This is a genomic window from Serratia marcescens subsp. marcescens ATCC 13880 (assembly GCF_017299535.1).
GTDB classification, from domain to species: Bacteria; Pseudomonadota; Gammaproteobacteria; order Enterobacterales; family Enterobacteriaceae; genus Serratia; species Serratia marcescens.
Genome location: NZ_CP071238.1, coordinates 4,659,224 through 4,678,404 on the forward strand (window position 1 = coordinate 4,659,224; position 19,181 = coordinate 4,678,404).

12 protein-coding genes are annotated in these 19,181 nt (G+C 63.5%); 5 read left to right on the forward strand and 7 right to left on the reverse strand.

Annotated features, from left to right (window positions below; translation table 11 throughout):
* Window positions 1–9 precede the first annotated feature (9 nt).
* Window positions 10–4,836, forward strand: coding sequence for a hemagglutinin repeat-containing protein (locus J0F90_RS22270; RefSeq protein ID WP_033639256.1), 4,827 nt, complete (start codon window positions 10–12; stop codon window positions 4,834–4,836).
* A gap of 46 nt (window positions 4,837–4,882) precedes the next feature.
* Here the strand turns inward: J0F90_RS22270 and J0F90_RS22275 are convergent, their stop codons facing one another.
* From J0F90_RS22275 to J0F90_RS22300, 6 genes are all read right to left on the reverse strand, one after another.
* Window positions 4,883–6,532 carry a Na/Pi cotransporter family protein gene (locus tag J0F90_RS22275; protein WP_016930295.1) on the reverse strand — a complete coding sequence of 550 codons (1,650 nt, stop codon included), beginning with the start codon at window positions 6,530–6,532 and terminating at the stop codon, window positions 4,883–4,885.
* Between the two features lie 241 nt (window positions 6,533–6,773).
* Window positions 6,774–7,766: an ABC transporter ATP-binding protein gene (locus tag J0F90_RS22280; RefSeq protein ID WP_033639255.1), complete on the reverse strand. Its 993-nt coding sequence runs from the start codon at window positions 7,764–7,766 to the stop codon at window positions 6,774–6,776.
* Between the two features lie 4 nt (window positions 7,767–7,770).
* The gene (locus tag J0F90_RS22285; RefSeq protein ID WP_033639254.1) at window positions 7,771–8,556 is read right to left on the reverse strand and encodes an ABC transporter permease; all 786 of its coding nucleotides are present in this window, start codon (window positions 8,554–8,556) and stop codon (window positions 7,771–7,773) included.
* A gap of 17 nt (window positions 8,557–8,573) precedes the next feature.
* Window positions 8,574–9,419, reverse strand: a complete 846-nt coding sequence (locus J0F90_RS22290) for an ABC transporter permease (RefSeq protein ID WP_016930298.1) — start codon at window positions 9,417–9,419, stop codon at window positions 8,574–8,576.
* Window positions 9,416–10,225, reverse strand: coding sequence for an alkaline phosphatase family protein (locus J0F90_RS22295; RefSeq protein ID WP_033639252.1), 810 nt, complete (start codon window positions 10,223–10,225; stop codon window positions 9,416–9,418). Before J0F90_RS22295 ends, J0F90_RS22290 begins: the two co-directional genes overlap by 4 nt.
* An 11-nt stretch (window positions 10,226–10,236) precedes the next feature.
* Entirely contained in the window at window positions 10,237–11,298 is a 1,062-nt protein-coding gene (locus J0F90_RS22300) for an ABC transporter substrate-binding protein (RefSeq protein ID WP_004936660.1), read from the reverse strand.
* Between the two features lie 190 nt (window positions 11,299–11,488).
* On the opposite strand from J0F90_RS22300, the gene J0F90_RS22305 reads away from it, so the two are divergent.
* A complete protein-coding gene (locus tag J0F90_RS22305) occupies window positions 11,489–12,199 on the forward strand; it encodes a UTRA domain-containing protein (RefSeq protein WP_004936656.1) in 711 nt (236 codons plus the stop codon).
* A 38-nt stretch (window positions 12,200–12,237) separates the two neighbouring features.
* Here the strand turns inward: J0F90_RS22305 and metH are convergent, their stop codons facing one another.
* Entirely contained in the window at window positions 12,238–15,933 is a 3,696-nt protein-coding gene (metH, locus tag J0F90_RS22310) for a methionine synthase (RefSeq protein WP_103086409.1), read from the reverse strand.
* A gap of 196 nt (window positions 15,934–16,129) precedes the next feature.
* Between metH and iclR the strand changes: the two genes are divergently transcribed.
* From iclR to gntU, 3 genes are all read left to right on the forward strand, one after another.
* Entirely contained in the window at window positions 16,130–16,960 is an 831-nt protein-coding gene (iclR, locus tag J0F90_RS22315) for a glyoxylate bypass operon transcriptional repressor IclR (RefSeq protein ID WP_033639250.1), read from the forward strand.
* Window positions 16,961–17,212: 252 nt separating this feature from the next.
* Window positions 17,213–17,752, forward strand: a complete 540-nt coding sequence (gntK, locus tag J0F90_RS22320) for a gluconokinase (RefSeq protein WP_004936645.1) — start codon at window positions 17,213–17,215, stop codon at window positions 17,750–17,752.
* Window positions 17,749–19,086, forward strand: coding sequence for a gluconate transporter (gene gntU, locus J0F90_RS22325; RefSeq protein WP_033641342.1), 1,338 nt, complete (start codon window positions 17,749–17,751; stop codon window positions 19,084–19,086). The genes gntK and gntU overlap by 4 nt, the downstream gene beginning before the upstream one ends.
* Window positions 19,087–19,181: the final 95 nt, after the last annotated feature.

Below are 19,181 nucleotides of genomic sequence, written 5' to 3' on the forward strand. Positions count from 1 at the left end.
GAGACATGGATGAAAAATAATAACTTCAGACTTTCGGCGGCAGGCAAACTGGCCGCTGCGCTGGCGATTATTCTCGCCGCTTCCGCCGGCGCCTACGCCGCAGAGATCGTTGCGGCCAACGGCGCCAACGGCCCCGGCGTCTCCACCGCCGCCACCGGCGCGCAGGTGGTCGATATCGTCGCGCCGAACGGCAACGGGCTGTCGCACAACCAATATCAGGACTTCAACGTCAACCAGCCCGGCGCGGTGCTGAACAACTCCCGCGAGGCGGGACTGTCGCAGCTGGCCGGCCAACTGGGCGCCAACCCCAATCTGGGCGGACGCGAAGCCAGCGTGATCCTCAACGAAGTGATCGGCCGCAATCCGTCTCTGCTGCATGGCCAGCAAGAGATCTTCGGCATGGCGGCCGACTACGTGCTGGCCAACCCGAACGGCATCAGCTGTCAGAGCTGCGGGTTCATCAATACCAGCCATTCCTCACTGGTGGTCGGCAACCCGCTGGTGGAAAACGGCGTGCTGCAGGGTTACAGCACCTTCGGCAACCGCAACACTCTGAGCCTCAATGGCACCCTGAACGCCGGCGGCGTACTGGACCTGATCGCGCCGAAGATCGACAGCCGCGGCGAAGTGATCGTGCAAGATTTCAAACAGTCGAATGGTAAAGTGACCTCGGCGGCGATCAACGCCATCAGCGGCCTTAACCGTGTGGCGCGCGACGGCACGGTGCAGGCTAGCCAACAGATGCCGACCGCGCTGGACAGCTACTACCTCGGCAGCATGCAGGCCGGGCGCATCAACATCATCAACACCGCGCAGGGCAGCGGCGTGAAACTGGCCGGCTCGTTGAACGCCGGCGATGAGCTCAAGGTGAAAGCCTATGATATCCGCAGCGAAAGCCGCGTCGACGACGCCAGCAGCAACAAAAACGGCGGCGATAACTATCAAAATTACCGTGGCGGCATCTACGTCAACGATCGCAGCAGCAGCCAGACGCTGACCCGCACCGAACTGAAAGGCAAGAACATCAGCCTGGTGGCGGATAATCACGCGCACCTCACCGCCACCGATATCCGCGGCGAAGACATTACGCTGCAGGGCGGCAAGCTGACACTCGACGGCCAGCAGTTGAAGCAGACGCAAGGCCATACCGACGATCGCTGGTTCTACTCCTGGCAATACGACGTTACCCGCGAACGCGAGCAACTGCAGCAGGCGGGCAGCACCGTCGCCGCCAGCGGCAGCGCCAAACTCATCAGCACCCAGGAAGACGTGAAGCTGCTGGGCGCCAACGTCAGCGCCGACCGCGCGCTGAGCGTCAAAGCGGCGCGCGACGTACACCTTGCCGGGCTGGTGGAGAAGGACAAATCCAGCGAGCGCGGCTACCAACGCAACCACACCTCCAGCCTGCGCACCGGCAGATGGAGCAACAGCGACGAAAGCGAAAGCCTGAAGGCCAGCGAACTGCGCAGCGAGGGCGAACTGACGTTGAAAGCCGGTCGCAATGTCTCGACTCAGGGCGCCAAGGTTCACGCCCAGCGCGATCTGACGATCGATGCAGACAACCAGATCCAGGTCGGGGTGCAGAAAACCGCCAACGCCAAAGCGGTGCGCGATGACAAAACCTCCTGGGGCGGCATCGGCGGCGGCGACAACAAGAACAACAGCAATCGCCGCGAGATCAGCCACGCTTCCGAATTGACCAGCGGCGGCACCCTGCGCCTGAACGGTCAGCAAGGCGTCACCATTACCGGCAGCAAGGCGCGCGGTCAGAAAGGCGGCGAAGTCACCGCCACCCACGGCGGCCTGCGCATCGACAACGCGCTGAGCACCACCGTGGACAAAATCGACGCGCGCACCGGCACCGCCTTCAACATCACCAGCAGTTCGCACAAGGCCGACAACAGCTACCAGAGCAGCACCGCCAGCGAGCTGAAGTCCGACACCAACCTGACGCTGGTCAGCCACAAGGATGCCGACGTGATCGGCAGCCAGGTCGCCAGCGGCGGTGAGCTGAGCGTCGAGTCAAAGACCGGCAACATCAACGTCAAGGCCGCCGAGCGGCAGCAGAACATCGACGAGCAGAAGACCGCGCTCACCGTTAACGGCTACGCCAAAGAAGCCGGTGACAAGCAGTACCGCGCCGGTTTGCGCATCGAGCACACCCGCGACAGCGAGAAAACCACCCGCACCGAGAATAGCGCCTCAAGCCTCAGCGGCGGCAGCGTGAAGCTCAAGGCGGAGAAGGACGTGACCTTCAGCGGCTCCAAATTGGTCGCCGACAAAGGCGACGCCAGCGTCAGCGGCAATAAGGTTTCGTTCCTGGCGGCCGACGACAAAACGGCCTCAAACACCGAACAAACCAAGATCGGCGGCGGTTTCTATTACACCGGCGGCATCGACAAACTCGGCAGCGGCGTGGAAGCCGGCTACGAGAACAGCAAAACTCAGGCGCAAAGCAGCAAGGCGATCACGTCCGGCAGCGACGTCAAAGGCAATCTGACGATCAACGCCCGCGACAAGCTGACCCAGCAAGGCGCGCAGCACAGCGTCGGCGGCGCCTATCAAGAAAACGCCGCCGGCGTCGATCACCTTGCCGCCGCCGACACCGCCAACACCACCACCACCAAAACCGACGTCGGCGTGAACATCGGCGCCAACGTCGATTACAGCGCCGTGACCCGTCCGGTCGAGCGCGCGGTCGGCAAGGCGGCCAAGCTGGACGCCACCGGCGTCATCAACGACATCGGCGGCATCGGCGCGCCTAACGTCGGCCTGGATATCGGCGCACAGGGCGGCAGCAGCGAAAAACGCAGCAGCAGCTCGCAGGCGGTGGTCAGTTCGGTGCAAGCCGGCAGCATCGACATCAACGCCAAAGGCGAAGTGCGCGATCAGGGCACGCAGTACCAGGCGAGCAAAGGCGCGGTCAACCTGACGGCGGACAGCCACCGCAGCGAAGCCGCGGCAAACCGTCAGGACGAGCAGAGCCGCGACACCCGCGGCAGCGCCGGCGTGCGCGTCTACACCACCACCGGCAGCGATCTGACCGTGGACGCCAAGGGCGAAGGCGGCACCCAGCGCAGCAACAGCAGCGCCAGCCAGGCGGTGACCGGCTCGATCGACGCGGCCAACGGCATCAACGTTAACGTGAAAAAAGACGCGATCTATCAGGGCACCGCGCTGAACGGCGGCCGCGGAAAAACCGCCGTCAACGCCGGCGGCGATATCCGCCTTGATCAGGCCAGCGACAAACAGAGCGAAAGCCGCAGCGGCTTTAACGTCAAAGCCTCCGCCAAGGGCGGTTTCACCGCCGACAGCAAAAACTTCGGCGCCGGGTTCGGCGGCGGCACCCACAACGGCGAAAGCAGCAGCAGCACCGCGCAGGTCGGCAACATCAGCGGCCAACAGGGCGTTGAGCTGAAGGCGGGCCGCGATCTGACGCTGCAGGGCACCGACGTCAAGAGCCAGGGCGACGTCAGCCTGAGCGCCGGCAACAAGGTCGCACTGCAGGCGGCGGAATCGACCCAAACGCGTAAGGAAAGCAAGCTGTCCGGCAATATCGATCTGGGCGCCGGCAGCAGCGACAGCAAGGAAAAAACCGGCGGCAACCTCTCCGCCGGCGGCGCCTTCGACATCGCCAAAGTCAATGAGTCCGCGACCGAGCGCCAGGGCGCCACTATCGCCTCAGACGGCAAGGTCACCCTGTCCGCCAACGGCAAAGGCGATGACGCGCTGCATCTGCAGGGCGCCAAAGTCAGCGGCGGCAGCGCCGCGCTCGAAGCGAAAAACGGCGGCATCCTGCTGGAGTCCGCCAAAAACGAGCAGCATAAGGACAACTGGAGCCTGGGCATCAAAGCCAACGCCAAAGGCGGCCAAACCTTCAACAAGGACGCCGGCGGCAAGGTCGATCCGAACACCGGCAAAGATACCCACACGCTGGGCGCCGGTCTGAAAGTCGGCGTGGAACAGCAGGATAAAACCACCCACGCCAACACCGGCATCATCGCGGGCGACGTGGCGCTCAACAGCGGCAAGGATACCCGTCTCGCCGGCGCGCGCGTCGACGCCGACAGCGTCCAGGGCAAGGTGGGCGGCGATCTGCGCGTTGAAAGCCGCAAAGACGTCGAGACAGGCGTGAAGGTGGATGTGGATGCCGGTCTGAGCCACAGCAACGATCCGGGCAGCAGCATCACCTCCAAGCTGTCGAAGGTCGGCACACCGCGTTACGCCGGTAAGGTGAAAGAGAAACTGGAGGCCGGAGTGAACAAAGTGGCCGACGCCACCACCGACAAGTACAACAGCGTGGCGCGTCGCCTCGATCCGCAGCAGGACACCACCGGCGCGGTCAGCTTCAGCAAGGCCGAAGGCAAAGTCACGCTGCCGGCAACGCCGGCCGGCGAAAAACCGCAAGGCCCGCTGTGGGATCGCGGCGCACGCACCGTCGGCGGCGCGGTGAAAGACAGCATTACCGGTCCGGCCGGTCGCCAGGGGCACCTCAAGGTCAATGCCGACGTGGTGAACAACAACGCGGTCGGCGAGCAATCGGCGATCACCGGTAAGAACGGTGTGGCGCTGCAGGTCGGCGGCCAAACCCAACTGACCGGCGGCGAGATCCGCAGCCAGCAAGGCAAGGTGGAACTGGGCGGCAGCCAGGTCAGCCAGCAGGACGTCAACGGCCAACGCTATCAGGGCGGCGGCCGCGTCGATGCGGCGGCCACGGTCGGCGGGCTGTTAGGCGGCGCGGCGAAGCAAAGCGTCGCTGGCAACGTGCCGTTCGCCAGCGGCCATGCTTCAACTCAGCAGGCGGACGCCAAAGCCGGCGTGTTCAGCGGCAAATAACGCGCCTTTCCTGCACAACGCCCCCGGTTTTCCGGGGGCGTTTTTTTTACAGCGTGCTCGGGGTGTCTTCCCAGTCGCGATCGTCATCCTTGGCATCCTGATCCAACACGTTGTAAGCCACGGCGCAAAACAGCGAGTTCAGGCGCTTCATGTCCCCCAACAATCCCAAATGCAACGAACTGGTCTCGATGCTCTGCACGTTTTGCTGGTGCAAACGATCGACGTGCGCGTGCGCGTAGCGGCGATCCAAAATGCGGAAGCGGTGCTTGGAACGGCGCAGGCGTTTGGCGCTGGTGACGTCGCCGGACAGGAACACCGACAGCCCCAGGCGCAGGTTGCCGATCAGCCGTTCGTGCAGCCCGTCCAGCTCCGCCAACCCTTCCGCCGAGAAGGCGCGGCGCGCGGCGTGCGACTTGGCGCCCACGTCGCCGGCCATGCGCTCGATGATGTCGCCCGCCTGTTCCAGGTTGAGCGCCATTTCGATGATTTCCGCCCAGCGGCGCGAGTCTTCCTCGCCCAGATCTTCCTTCTGGATCTGCGCCAGATACAGCTTGATGGCGGTGTACAGCACGTCGACGTCATCGTCGAGGCGCCGCACCTCTTTATCGACCCCCTGCTTACCGTGCAACACTTCACGTTGCAGGATCATCATGTGTTCCACCACGTCGCCCATGCGCAGCGTTTCGCGCGCCGCGTTGGCCAACGCCAGCGTCGGCGTGTCCAGCGCGCTGGCGTCCAGATGGCGCGGCCGCATGCGCGGATCGTCGGCCGCTTCGTCGACGATCAGCCGTTCGCACAGCGTCGCCATCGGCCCGGCCAGCGGGATCATCACCAGGCAGCGGATCAGGTTGTAGAACACGTGGAAATAGATCACCAGCTCTTCGCTGCCGCCCGGCAGTTGAGCCATCAAATCCGCCAGATAGGAGACGAACGGCAGCACCAGTATGCAGCCCACCAGCTTGAACAGCAGGCTGCCGAGCGCCACGCGCCGCCCGGCGGCGTTCTGACCGCTGGCGTTGATCATCGCCAACAGGCCGCTGCCGAGGTTGGCGCCGATCACCAGACAGAGCGCCACCTTCAGCGAAATCACGCCGGTGGCGGTCAGGGTGGCGGTCAGCAGCACCGCCGCCAGGCTGGAATAGCTGACAATGGCGAACAGCGCGCCGGTCAGGGCGTCCAGCATCACGTCGCCGGTCAGCGACGAGAACAGCACTTTCACCCCGGCCGCCTGGGTGATCGGCGTGGCGGCGGCCACGATCAGCTCCAGCGCCAGCACGATCAGCCCGAGGCCGATCAGAACGCGTCCGATCTGGCCGATCCGCATCTGCTTGCGGCTGAGGAACAGGAAGACGCCGACCAGGATCAGCAGCGGCGACAGCCAGGAAAGATCGAAGGTCAGCACGCGCGCCATCAGCGCGGTGCCGACGTCGGCGCCGAGCATGATCACCAGCGCAGGCGCCAGCCCCACCAGCCCCTGTGCGACGAAAGAGGTCACCAGCAGCGCCGTGGCGTTGCTGCTTTGCACCAGCGCGGTCACACCGATGCCAGAAACGAACGCCAACGGTTTTTTCTCAACGCTGTCGCTCAAAACGCGCCGCAGATTGGCGCCGTAAACCCGCATGATCCCGGTGCGCACGATGTGGGTTCCCCACACCAACAGCGCCACGGACGAAAGCAGGTGAAGAAGAGTCAGCACGGAAGATACGCTCCATTAACGCCCGGCCAAAGGAGGCTGATACCCGATGCTTGTCAGGCGGCGCGGACGGACGGAACGGTTCTGTTCGCCCCAGCCGCAGCCGGCGGGCAAAAAAGACTGACGGGTACAGCGCGCGGTCCCGCCTGCCGGGCGTGGGTCTGGCAGGACAGCGGGCGGGGGCAGACCGCAGAAAAGAAGGGTTAAGACGGCGGTGGGAGAGCCCCTGCGCCGCGCTGCGAAGTCATGCAACTTCCCGCAATACAACAGGTTCCAAGTGTAGACCAATTTCCGCGCCGTCGGGCCGCAGATCGGCCACCGAACGGTTGAGCACGTCAACCAGCAACTCTACCTCACGAACCTGAATCCGATAGCGTACCACATTCCCGAGCAAACTGTGGCCCAGGATCACCCCGCCGATCCCCTGTCCGGCCGGCAACAGGCCGATCGATTCGGGACGGATCGCCACCTTGCCGGCATAACTGCGCCCGGTCAGCCGGCCGGCCTGTTCGGCGCTCAGCAGGTTATAGTTGCCGATAAAACCGGCGGCGAAAGCGTCCGCCGGCTGGGTATACAGGGTTTCCGCATCGCCGCTCTGCACGATCTGCCCCTTGTTCATCAGGACGATGCGATCCGACAGGGTCAGCGCCTCTTCCTGATCGTGAGTGACGAAGATCGCCGTCAGGTTCAGCTCGCGCTGAATGCGCCGAATTTGCTCACGCAGGTGTTTGCGGATGCGCGCGTCCAGCGCCGACAGCGGTTCGTCGAGCAGCAGCAGACGCGGGCGAGTGACCAGCGATCGCGCCAGCGCCACGCGCTGACACTGGCCGCCCGACAGCTGATGCGGATAGCGCTTCGCCAGATCGCTCAGCTCCACCAGCGCCAGCGCCTCCTGCACCCGCAGGCCGATCTGCCCGGCCGCCAGCTTCTGCATTTTCAGGCCGAAGGCCACGTTGCCTTCCACCGTCATATTGGGAAACAGCGCATAACTTTGGAACACCATGCCGATGCCGCGCTTTTGCGGCGCCAGCGGCACCAGATCCTGGCCCTGCAGCAAAATATGCCCGCTGTCGACCGGGGTCAGGCCGGCCAGACAGCGCAGCAGCGTCGATTTGCCGCAGCCGCTCGGCCCCAGCAGGGTGACGAACTCCCCCTCTTCGGCGGTGAAATCGATATCCTGAAACACCTGAGTCTGGCCATAGTGTTTGTTCAAACGGGTGACGTTGAGATAAGCCATCGGGTTAGCCCTTGTTTTTATTCAGCAGGTTCGCCAGCCAGGTGACGAGCAGCACCACGGCGAAATAAGAGATGACCAGCGCGCTGGTAAAGTGCCCGCTGCCGTTGCGCATATTGAACAGATAGACCTGCAGCGTTTCATACTGGCTGCCCACCAGCAGGTTGGCGAACACGAACTCGCCGATCAGGAACGAAAACGACAGCAGCACGGCGATCGTTCCGCCCTTGCGCAGGTTCGGCAGCACCACCCACAGCGCCGCCTGCCAGGTGCTGGCGCCGAGCAGGTGCGCGGCGTCCATCAGATCGCGCAGGTTAATCGCCTGCATGTTGTTGCTGATGGCGCGGTAGATAAACGGCAGCGCGATGGTGAAATAGCAGCCCACCAAAATCCAGGGGGTGCCGAGCAGCGGCAGCGGATCGGCGGCGAACAGCTGCATCAGCCCCACCGCCGACACCACCGGCGGCACGGCGAACGGCAGCAGAATCAGCACATTCATTACCGCGTCAAGCCTAGGGAAGTAGTAAGCGATTACAAACATCGCCGGCAGGATCACCACCACCGACAGCAGTAGCGTGCCGAAGCAGATCAGCAGCGAGTGCCACAGCGCCTGCAAAAAGCGCGGGTCGCTCCACAGCGCCGTCAGCCACTTCAGGGTAAAGCCGTCCGGTAAAATGGTGGCGCCCCACTGGGTGGCCAGCGCGTAAATCAGCGTCGCCGCCAGCGGCAGCAGCAGGATCAGCAGCAGCAGGCCGGTCACCGTGCGGTGATAGAGGCGTTCAGCACGCGACATGAGCATTCTCCATCCGATTATGAGCGCGCATTGAGGTAACTCCTGCGCAGCATCCATTGGTGGATCACCGTGATAAACGCCATCATTACCACCAGCAGCATCGCCAACGCGCTGGCCAGGTTCGGATCGAGGGAGATGTCCCCCGCCACCAGCGCCGAGATGCGGATCGGGATCACGTTGAAGTTGCCGGTGGTCAGCGCGTACACCGTGGCGTAGGCGCCCAGCGCGTTGGCCAGCAGGATGACGAAGGTGCCCATCAGCGCCGGCGCCAGTACCGGCAGGCCGATATGCCGCCAGTAGCGCCAGGGGCCGGCGCCGAGCAGCGCCGCCGATTCGCGCCAGTCGGCGCGCAGCGCGTCGAATGCCGGATACAGCAGCAGCACCCCGAGCGGGATCTGGAAGTAGGTATACAGCACGATCAGGCCGCTCTTCGAATAGAGGTTGAAGCTCTCCATCAAACCGTATTTTCGCAGCAGCAGCGTCAGGCAGCCGTTCAGCCCCAGCAGAATGACGAAGGCGAACGCCAGCGGCACCCCGGCGAAGTTGCTGGTCATGTTGGTGAACGACATCACAAAGTCATGAAACCGGGTCTGGCCGAGCTGGCGCAGTGAGTAACTGCCCACTAATGCAATCAGCAAGCCGTAGACGCTCGACCACAGCGAGATCTCCAGCGAGAACTGAAAGGCCTGCAGGTAGAACGGCGACGTGAGGATATCGACATAGTTGCCCCATCCCCAGCCGCTGCTCTCGCTGAAAAAGCTGTGAACGGCGATCCACACCAGCGGGGCGATCTGAAACGCGCCGAACAGCACGATAAACGGCAGCAGGCACAGCGCGGCGATCCATTTGGTTTTGCTGTTCATCGCGCATCCTGCGCCAGCAGCGCCCGGCAGCGCGGCTTGTCGTGCGGCGCCTGCAGCAGATCGCAGATCGTGCCGCACAGCTCGGTTTGCTGCGGATCGGCGTCATCCTGGCTGAAGCCCGCGCCGAATACGAACAGCGGCACCTGGCGCTCTTCCGGCAACACCCCGCCGTGGCTGCGATCGTCGTTCATGCCGTGGTCGGCGGTAACCAGCACCTGATAACCGGCCGCCAGCCACTCGGGCAGGTAACGCGACAGCGAACCGTCGGCGCGGCGCGCCGCGTTGCGGTACTGCGGCGAAGAGAGGCCAAAGCGGTGGCCGGCATCGTCGATGTTCATCGGGTGGATCAGCAGGAAGTCCGGCTGATGACGCTGGCGCAGGCTTTCGGCGTCGTCGAACAGATGGCTGTCGGGATAGCCGTCGTCGTAATAAAAATGCCCGTGCTGGATAGGCAGCTCGGGGGCGTCGGTATGGCGGTCGCGCGCGGCGTCGAACGGCGTGCGGTTATACAATTCGCTGAACCAATGATACGCGGCGGCGGCGGTGGTCAGCCCGGCGGCGCGCGCGTAATGAAACACGCTTTGTTGATGAGAAAGGCGCGAGACGTGGTTATGCACCACGCCGCTCTCCACCGGCGTGACGCCGGTGAGGATGCATTCATACAGCGGCCGGGAGAGCGAGGGCAACTCGCTCTCCAGCAGGTACAACCGCCCGCGTCCCGCCGCGCATTCGGCCTGCAGATACCCCATGGCGTCGTGCGCCACCCGGTAGTTGAGGCCGTCCAGCAGCACGAGGATCGTTTTCATGGTGCGTTAACTCACTGCTGCATAAACATAATGACGTTTTCCTGCCACAGACGCGGCAGCGCTTTGGCGCTCTGTTCCCAGGCCGCCGGATCGGCGATCGGGTGCGCATTCTTGTACTGCTCGGCCGGCAGCAGCTTGGCCTTGACGTCGTCCGGCAGCGTCAGATGCTCGGCGCGGATCGGACGCGCATAGCCGCGCGCCAGGTTGATCTGGCCGGCGTCGGAGAAGATGTATTCGCGCGCCAGTTTGGCGGCGTTCGGGTGCTTGGCGTATTTGTTGATGATGGTGGTGTAGCCGGAGGTGATCGAGCCGTCCGACGGGATCAGCACTTCAAAACGGGTTTTGTCGATCTGGTCGCGGTAGTTCAGGCCGTTGAAGTCCCACACCACGCCAACCTGCACTTCCCCTTTCTCCAGCGATGCGATCACCGGGTTACTCAGGCTCAGTCGGCCGGCCTTGGCCAGCTTGCCGAAGAATTCCAGGCCCGGCTTGAGGTTTTTCTCGTTGCCGCCCATGGCGTAGGTGGCGGCCAGCACGCCGCTGGCCGCCTGCGACGCGGTGCCGACGTCGCCGATGGTGACCTGATAGCTGCCCTTCAGCAGATCGGCCCAGCTGTGCGGGATGTCTTTCACCTGCTGTTTGTTGATGATAAAGGCGATGGTGCCGGTATAAGCCAGCGCCCAGTGGCCGTCTTTGTCTTTCGCCCAATCCGGCACCTGATCCCAGGTAGAAGGTTTGTACGGCTGCGTCACGCCCTTCTGTACCGCCACCGGGCCGAAGGCCGCGCCGACGTCACCAATGTCCGCCGTGGCGTTGTTCTTTTCCGCATCGAATTTGGCGATCTCCTGCGCGGAGCTCATGTCGGTATCGACATGCTTCAGGCCGTACTTGCTCAACAGATCTTGCCAGGTGCCTTTCCAGTTGGCCCAGCTGTCCGGCATGCCGACGCTGTTGACTTCGCCTTCTTTCTTCGCGGCCTGCTCCAGCGCCGCCAGATCGGTATCCGCGGCCCAGCTCATCTGGCTGGATAACACGATGGCACTGGTTAACACAGAAGCGCACAAACGTTTCATAACTGATGCTCCAGGTGGTAGTGTGGGGAGGGCTGGACTAGTCCAGCAAGGACCAAACCAATCTAACGGACGAATGTGATAATTATATGTCAGCTTAAAAAAGCGACAGTTTTATCACCCATTGCAACGGCGAAAACGCGACGCTGGTCTACCTTAAAGGCCAAACGCACTGAAACGGGACACCCGCTGTATGAGTGAAGCACCGACGACCGTCGCCACCATCTGCCAAACGCTGCACGCCCGCATCACCGCCGGCGAGTTCGCCGTGGGCGGCAAGCTGCCCTCCGAACGCGCCCTGAGCGAGCAATTCGCCACCACCCGCATTACCCTGCAGGAGGCGCTCGGCCAGTTGGAGGCGCAGGGCGTCATCTACCGCCAGGTGCGGCGCGGCTGGTTCATCTCGCCGCCACGTTTGATCTACAACCCGCTGCAGCGCAGCCATTTTCACGCCATGGCGCAGCAGCAGGGGCGCGCCGCGCATACCGAAGCGATCGACAGCGCGGTCGTCACGCTCGACGCGCCGCTGGCCGGCCGCCTGGCGCTGCCCTCCGGCGCCGAGGCCTATCGCATTCGTCGGCTGCGCTACATCGACGGACGTGCGGTGCTGTACTGCGAGCACTACCTCAATCCGGCCTATTTCCCCGGCATTCTGGACGAAGATCTGACCCAGTCGCTGACCGCGCTGTACGCCGCGCGCTACGGCATTCACTACGGCCGGGTGCGTTTCGACATGCTGCCCACCCTGCTGCCGCAGCAGGCCGCCGCCATGCTGAAGGTGACCTACGGCAGCCCGGCGCTGTTCATTACGCGGGTGAATCGCGATCAACATGACCGGGTGATCGATTGCGACCTGGAGTATTGGCGGTACGACGCGCTGCATATCGATGTGGAAGCGCTGTAAATGACAAGGGCGCATCGCTGCGCCCTTAAAGAGGAAAGTCAGTCGGCGTCGTAACCGAGGTTTGGCGCCAGCCAGCGTTCGACCTCGCTCACGCTCATCCCTTTACGCGCCGCATAGTCTTCCACCTGATCGCGCTGGATCTGCGCCACCGCGAAGTACTTGCTCTCAGGATGGCTGAAGTACCAGCCGGACACCGCCGCCCCCGGCCACATGGCGAAGGACTCCGTCAGTTCCATGCCGGTGTGGCGGTTGACGTCCAGCAGCTGCCAGATGGTCGCTTTTTCGGTGTGCTCCGGGCAGGCCGGGTAGCCCGGCGCCGGCCGGATGCCCTGATAGTTTTCGCGGATCAGTTCCTCGTTGCTCAGGTTCTCGTCGGCGGCATAACCCCAGTGCAACTTGCGCACCTGTTCGTGTAGGTATTCGGCGAAAGCCTCCGCCAAACGATCCGCCAGCGCCTTGACCATGATTTTGTTGTAATCGTCGTGCTGTGCATCGTACGCCGCGGCCAGCGCGTCCTCCTCCAGCCCACCGGTCACCGCGAAGGCGCCGAAGTAGTCAGCCTTGCCGCTGCTTTTCGGCGCCACGAAGTCCGCCAGACAATAGTTCGGGAAGTCGGTTTTTTCCGTCTGCTGGCGCAGATGGCGACTCACCGCCAGCACCTCGGCGCGCTGTTCGTCGCAGTACACTTCCACGTCGTCGCCGACGCGGTTGGCCGGGAACAAACCGTAAACGCCGCGCGGGTTGAGGCTGCGCTCGGCCGCCAGCCGATCCAACATCTGATTGGCGTCGTGGAACAGGCGCTTGGCCTCTTCCCCCACCACCTCATCCTCGAGGATGCGCGGGTATTTGCCCGCCAGCGACCAGGTCATGAAGAACGGCGTCCAGTCGATATAGTGGCGCAGCGTCTCGATGCCGGCCGACACCGGAAACACGCCAAGCTGCCGCGGCGCCGGCGGCTGATAGTCGGCCCAGTCCAGCGCCATGGCGTTGGCGCGTGCCTTCTGCAAATCGACCGGCGGCGTGCGCGGCTTTTTGCGCGCGTGTTGAATGCGCACCGTTTCATACTCTTTGCGGGTGCGCGCCACAAACTCGTCGCGCTGGGTGGCGGACAGCAGCGCCGACACCACGCCCACGGTGCGCGAGGCGTTTTGCACGTAGGTGGTCGGGCCGCTGTAGTTCTGCTCGATTTTCACCGCGGTGTGCGCCTTGGAGGTGGTGGCGCCGCCGATCAGCAGCGGCAGCGTAAAGCCCTGGCGCTCCATCTCTTTGGCCACGTTGACCATCTCGTCCAGCGACGGCGTGATCAGCCCCGACAGGCCGATGATGTCGACGTTCTCCTCGCGCGCGGTGCGCAGGATTTTCTCCGTTGGCACCATCACGCCAAGATCGACGATTTCATAGTTGTTGCACTGCAGCACCACGCCGACGATGTTCTTGCCGATGTCGTGCACGTCGCCCTTCACCGTCGCCAACAGGATTTTCCCCGCGGAGGTGCCCTGCTGCTTGCTGGCCTCGATGTACGGTTCCAGGTAGGCCACCGCCTGCTTCATCACGCGGGCGGATTTCACCACCTGCGGCAGGAACATCTTGCCCTCGCCGAACAGATCGCCGACCACGTTCATCCCGGCCATCAGCGGCCCTTCGATCACTTCGATCGGGCGTTCGGCCTGCTGCCGCGCTTCTTCGGTGTCCAGTTCGATAAACTCGGTGATGCCCTTCACCAGCGAATATTCCAGCCGCTTCTCCACCGGCCAGCCGCGCCATTCCGCCTGCTGCACCGCCGCTTCGCCGTCTTTGCTGCCGCGGTACTTTTCCGCCAGTTCCAGCAGGCGTTCGGTGCCGTCCTCGCGACGGTTGAGGATCACGTCTTCTACCGCCTCGCGCAGCTCGCCAGGCAGATCGTCGTAAATCGCCAGCTGCCCGGCGTTGACGATGCCCATGTCCATGCCGTTGCGAATGGCGTGATACAGGAATACCGCGTGGATCGCCTCACGCACCGGATCGTTGCCGCGGAACGAGAACGACACGTTGGACACCCCGCCGGAGATCATCGCGTGCGGCAGGTGGGTTTTGATGTCGGCGCAGGCTTCGATAAAGTCGACGGCGTAGTTGTTGTGCTCTTCGATGCCGGTGGCGACTGCGAAGATGTTCGGGTCGAAAATGATGTCTTCCGGCGGGAAGCCGACGCGCTCGGTCAAAATTTTATAGGCGCGGCGACAGATCTCGAACTTGCGCTCGCGGGTGTCCGCCTGGCCCACTTCGTCGAACGCCATCACCACCACCGCGGCGCCGTAGCGGCGCACCAGCCTGGCGTGATGGATAAAGGCCTCTTCGCCCTCCTTCATCGAGATCGAGTTGACGATGCCCTTGCCCTGAATGCACTTCAGGCCTTTCTCGATAACGGACCACTTGGAGGAGTCGATCATGATCGGCACCCGGGCGATATCCGGCTCGCCGGCGATCAGGTTGAGGAAGCGCACCATCGCCGCTTCGGCGTCGAGCATCCCCTCGTCCATGTTGATGTCGATGATCTGCGCGCCGCTCTCGACCTGCTGACGCGCCACGTCGAGCGCCTCGTTGTATTTCTCTTCTTTGATCAAGCGTTTGAAACGCGCCGAACCGGTGACGTTGGTGCGCTCGCCGACGTTGACGAACAGGGTGTTGGCGTCGATGGTCAGCGGCTCCAGACCGGCCAGGCGACAGGCGACCGGGAGCTCCGGCAGCCGGCGCGGCGGCACGCCCTCGACCACCTTGGCCATCGCGGCGATATGTTCCGGCGTGGTGCCGCAGCAACCGCCGATGATATTGAGGAAGCCGGCCTGCGCCCACTCCCCGACCTGACGCGCCATCTCGGCCGCATCCAGATCGTACTCGCCGAAGGCGTTCGGCAAACCGGCGTTCGGGTGCGCGGTGACATAGGTCTCCGAGATGCGCGCCAGCTCGGCGACGTACTGGCGCAGCTCGTCCGGGCCCAGGGCGCAGTTCAGGCCGAAGGTCAGCGGTTTGACGTGGCGCAGCGAATTGTAAAACGCTTCGGTGGTCTGGCCGGACAGGGTGCGGCCGGAGGCGTCGGTGATGGTGCCGGAAATCATGATCGGCAGTTCCACCCCCAGCGCTTCGAATTCGGTTTCCACCGCAAAAGCGGCGGCCTTGGCGTTGAGGGTGTCGAAGATGGTTTCGATCATGATCAGATCGACGCCGCCCTCCACCAGCGCGCGGGTCGATTCACGGTACGCCGCCACCAGTTCATCGAACGAGATGTTGCGGAACGCCGGATCGTTGACGTTCGGCGAGATGGACGCGGTGCGGTTGGTCGGCCCCAACACCCCGGCGACGTAGCGCGGTTTTTCCGGCGTGCGCGCCGTCCATTCGTCGGCGCAGGCGCGCGCCAGGCAGGCGGCCTGATAGTTAATCTCGGCGGACAGCGACTCCATGTGGTAGTCGGCCATGGCGATGGAGGTGGAGTTGAAGGTATTGGTCTCAAGGATATCGGCGCCCGCCTCGAGATAGGCGTAATGAATGGCGGTGATCACTTCCGGCTTGGTCAGCACCAGCAGATCGTTATTGCCTTTCAGATCGCTGCGCCAGTCGGCGAAACGCTCACCGCGAAAATCGCGCTCGTCCAGACGGTAGCTCTGGATCATGGTGCCCATGCCGCCGTCCAACACCAAAATGCGCTGCGCTAACTGGCGGCGCAGTTGTTCTACTCGATTCGTCACTGTAACCCCTTCCATTGCCATCCAGCCCATTGCTCAACTGCCGCAAACACCAACGAGTCATCCTAGCACAGCTTGTAAGGACAAAGGGCCAGGCGACAATTGAGAGTTTTTCAGGTTGTGCGCCAACACCTCCGATGAGCTGACGGCGGCTTGCAATTCATCGACAAAAAACGAAAATGAATTCCATCATACGGAAAAAGGAATCTCACCCATGGCCACCCCTGCTCCCGCCAAGCGCGGCAAGAAGCCCCGCGCAGCAGCCCCCGCCGCCAGTGCGACGACCGGTCAGGTACAATCATTGACCCGTGGCCTGAAACTGTTGGAATACATTTCGGAAGCCCAGGGCAACGTGGCGCTGACCGATCTGGCCCAGCAGGCCGGCCTGCCGAACTCCACCACTCACCGCCTGCTCACCACCATGCAGCAGCAGGGATTCGTGCGCCAGGTCGGCGATCTCGGCCTGTGGACTATCGGCTCGCACGCTTTTGTGGTCGGCAGCAGCTTCCTGCAAAGCCGCAACCTGCTGGCGATGGTGCATCCGACGCTGCGCCGCCTGATGGAAGAGTCCGGCGAAACCGTCAACCTGGCGGTGCTGGATACCAGCGAGTACCAAGCGATCATCATCGATCAGGTGCAGTGTACGGCGCTGATGCGCATGTCGGCGCCGATCGGCGGCAAACTGCCGATGCACGCCTCCGGCGCCGGCAAAGCGTTCCTCGCCACCCTGCCGGACGATCAGGTGACCAAACTGTTGCACAAGAAAGGCATGCACACCTACACGCCGCACACCCTGACGCCACACAACCTGAAAGAGGGGCTGGCGCAGATCCGCAAACAGGGCTTCTCCTTTGACGACGAAGAGCACGCGCTCGGCCTGCGCTGCGTGGCGGCCTGCATCTTCGACGAGCACCGCGAAGCCTTCGCCGCCATTTCCATCTCCGGCCCGGTGTCGCGCATCACCGACGATCGCGTGATCGAGCTGGGCGCGCTGGTGATCCATGCAGCCAAAGAGATCAGCCTGGCCTACGGCGGCGTGCGCTGATCCAGCCCATCCGAGGGGCGCCCCAGCGCGCCCCTGCTCCCCTGCCATGCTCTGTTGTCAGCATGTAACAGGCTGTCGGCATCCTGTTTAGCACACAGGCAAAAAGCTTGAAGCCGATCACAGTTAACGATCCTCACGGCGAAAGCCCATTGCAACCGCTCAAACTTCCTTCGACAATGTTACCGATAACATGTTACCGGTAACAATCAGACTAAACGAAGGTAACGTCACCCGGTGTTTTGGAGCCAAACCATGACCAACAATCAAAATCGCATTTACGTCGTTATGGGCGTTTCCGGCAGCGGCAAGTCCGCCGTCGCCGCCGCCGCGGCCCGCCAACTCTCCGCCGGCTTCCTCGACGGCGACTTCCTGCACCCGCGCAGCAATATCCTGAAGATGGCCGCCGGCGAGGCGTTGAACGACGACGATCGCGCGCCGTGGCTGGCCGCGCTCAACGACGCCGCCTTCGCCATGCAACGCACCAACAACGTGTCGATCATCGTCTGTTCGGCGTTGAAAAAGCAGTATCGCGACCGCCTGCGCGCCGGCAACGGCAACCTGTCATTCATCTATCTGCACGGCGAGTTCCCGGTGATCGAATCCCGCCTGGCGGCGCGCAACGGCCACTTCTTCAAGCCGCAGATGCTGGTCACCCAGTTCGCCGCGCTGGAGCAACCGGGCGCCGACGAGAACGACGTGATGGCGATCGACATCAATCAACCGCTGGACGCGGTGATCGCCGATACCGTGCGCCATATCCAAAGTTTCCTCCCGCAGGACGTGTGCGCGTGAGTACTGTAACGCTGGTCGGTACCGCAGTCGGCTCGGTTTTACTGCTGTTATTCCTGGTGATGAAGGCGCGCATGCACGCCTTCGTCGCGCTGATGCTGGTGTCCATCGCCGCCGGCATTTTCTCCGGCATGCCGCTGGAACACATCGCCGACACCATGCAGAAAGGCATGGGCGACACGCTGGGCTTCCTGGCGATCGTGGTGGCGCTCGGGGCGATGTTCGGCAAGATCCTGCATGAGGTCGGTGCGCTCGATCAAATTGCGGCGCAATTGCTGAAACGATTCGGACAAAGCAAGGCGCACTACGCGCTCGGCATCGCTGGCCTGATCTGCGCGCTGCCGCTGTTCTTTGACGTGGCGGTGGTGCTGCTGATCGGCATCGTGTTCGCCGTGGCGCGCCGCACCGACGGCAATATCGTCAAGCTGGCCATCCCGCTGTTCGCCGGCGTGGCCGCCGCCGCGTCCTTCCTGCTGCCGGGGCCGGTGCCGATGCTGCTGGCATCGCAGATGAAGGCCGACTTCGGCTGGATGATCGCCATCGGCCTGGTGGCGGCGGTGATCGGCATGCTGATCGCCGGCCCGCTGTACGGCAGCTTTATCAGCCGCTTCGTCAACTGGCCAATGCCGCCGGAAGAGAATGAGCCGACGCTGACCAAGGGCAATCTGCCGTCGTTCGGCTTTAGCCTGGCGCTGGTGCTGTGCCCGCTGGTGCTGGTCGGCATGAAGACTATCGGCGCGCGGCTGGTCACCCCCGGCTCGCAGCTGCAGCAGTGGCTGGAGTTTATCGGCCACCCGTTCACCGCCATCCTGCTGGCCTGCCTGATCGTGATTTACGGTCTGGCGAAACCGCGCGGCATGAGCAACGAACAGACCCTGGCCATCTGCTCCGCCGCGGTGCAGCCGGCCGGGATCATCCTGCTGATGACCGGCGCCGGCGGGGTGTTCAAGCAGATCCTGGTGGATTCCGGCGTCGGGCCGGCGCTGGGTGACGCCATGATCGGCGCCGGCCTGCCGATCGCCGTAGCCGCGTTCGCGCTGTCCGCCATGGTGCGGGTGATTCAGGGCTCGGCCACCGTCGCCTGCCTGACCACCGTCGGCCTGGTGCTGCCGGTCACCAGCCAGCTCGGGCTCAGCGGCGGGCAACTGGCCGCGCTGGCCATCTGCATCGCCGGCGGCTCCATCGTGCTGAGCCACGTCAACGACGCCGGCTTCTGGCTGTTCGGCAAATTCACCGGCGCCAACGAACTGCAAACGCTGAAAACCTGGACGGTGATGGAAACCATTCTGGGCACCGTCGGCGGCGCCATCGGCATGATTGCATTCACGATGTTTTAAATCCCAAATCGCCCCCGGCCTTGCACACCAGGGCTGCGAATCACCCCCGGGGGCACCGCCACAGGCGGCGACTATAACAACAGCAATGTGAGGAA

Coding starts and splice junctions, on each gene's coding strand:
- J0F90_RS22270 (WP_033639256.1), top strand. CDS start 10: ATGAAAAATAATAACTTCAGACTTTCGGCGGCAGGCAAACTGGCCGCT.
- J0F90_RS22280 (WP_033639255.1), bottom strand. CDS start 7,766: ATGGCTTATCTCAACGTCACCCGTTTGAACAAACACTATGGCCAGACT.
- J0F90_RS22285 (WP_033639254.1), bottom strand. CDS start 8,556: ATGTCGCGTGCTGAACGCCTCTATCACCGCACGGTGACCGGCCTGCTG.
- J0F90_RS22290 (WP_016930298.1), bottom strand. CDS start 9,419: ATGAACAGCAAAACCAAATGGATCGCCGCGCTGTGCCTGCTGCCGTTT.
- J0F90_RS22295 (WP_033639252.1), bottom strand. CDS start 10,225: ATGAAAACGATCCTCGTGCTGCTGGACGGCCTCAACTACCGGGTGGCG.
- J0F90_RS22300 (WP_004936660.1), bottom strand. CDS start 11,298: ATGAAACGTTTGTGCGCTTCTGTGTTAACCAGTGCCATCGTGTTATCC.
- J0F90_RS22305 (WP_004936656.1), top strand. CDS start 11,489: ATGAGTGAAGCACCGACGACCGTCGCCACCATCTGCCAAACGCTGCAC.
- metH (WP_103086409.1), bottom strand. CDS start 15,933: ATGGAAGGGGTTACAGTGACGAATCGAGTAGAACAACTGCGCCGCCAG.
- iclR (WP_033639250.1), top strand. CDS start 16,130: ATGGCCACCCCTGCTCCCGCCAAGCGCGGCAAGAAGCCCCGCGCAGCA.
- gntK (WP_004936645.1), top strand. CDS start 17,213: ATGACCAACAATCAAAATCGCATTTACGTCGTTATGGGCGTTTCCGGC.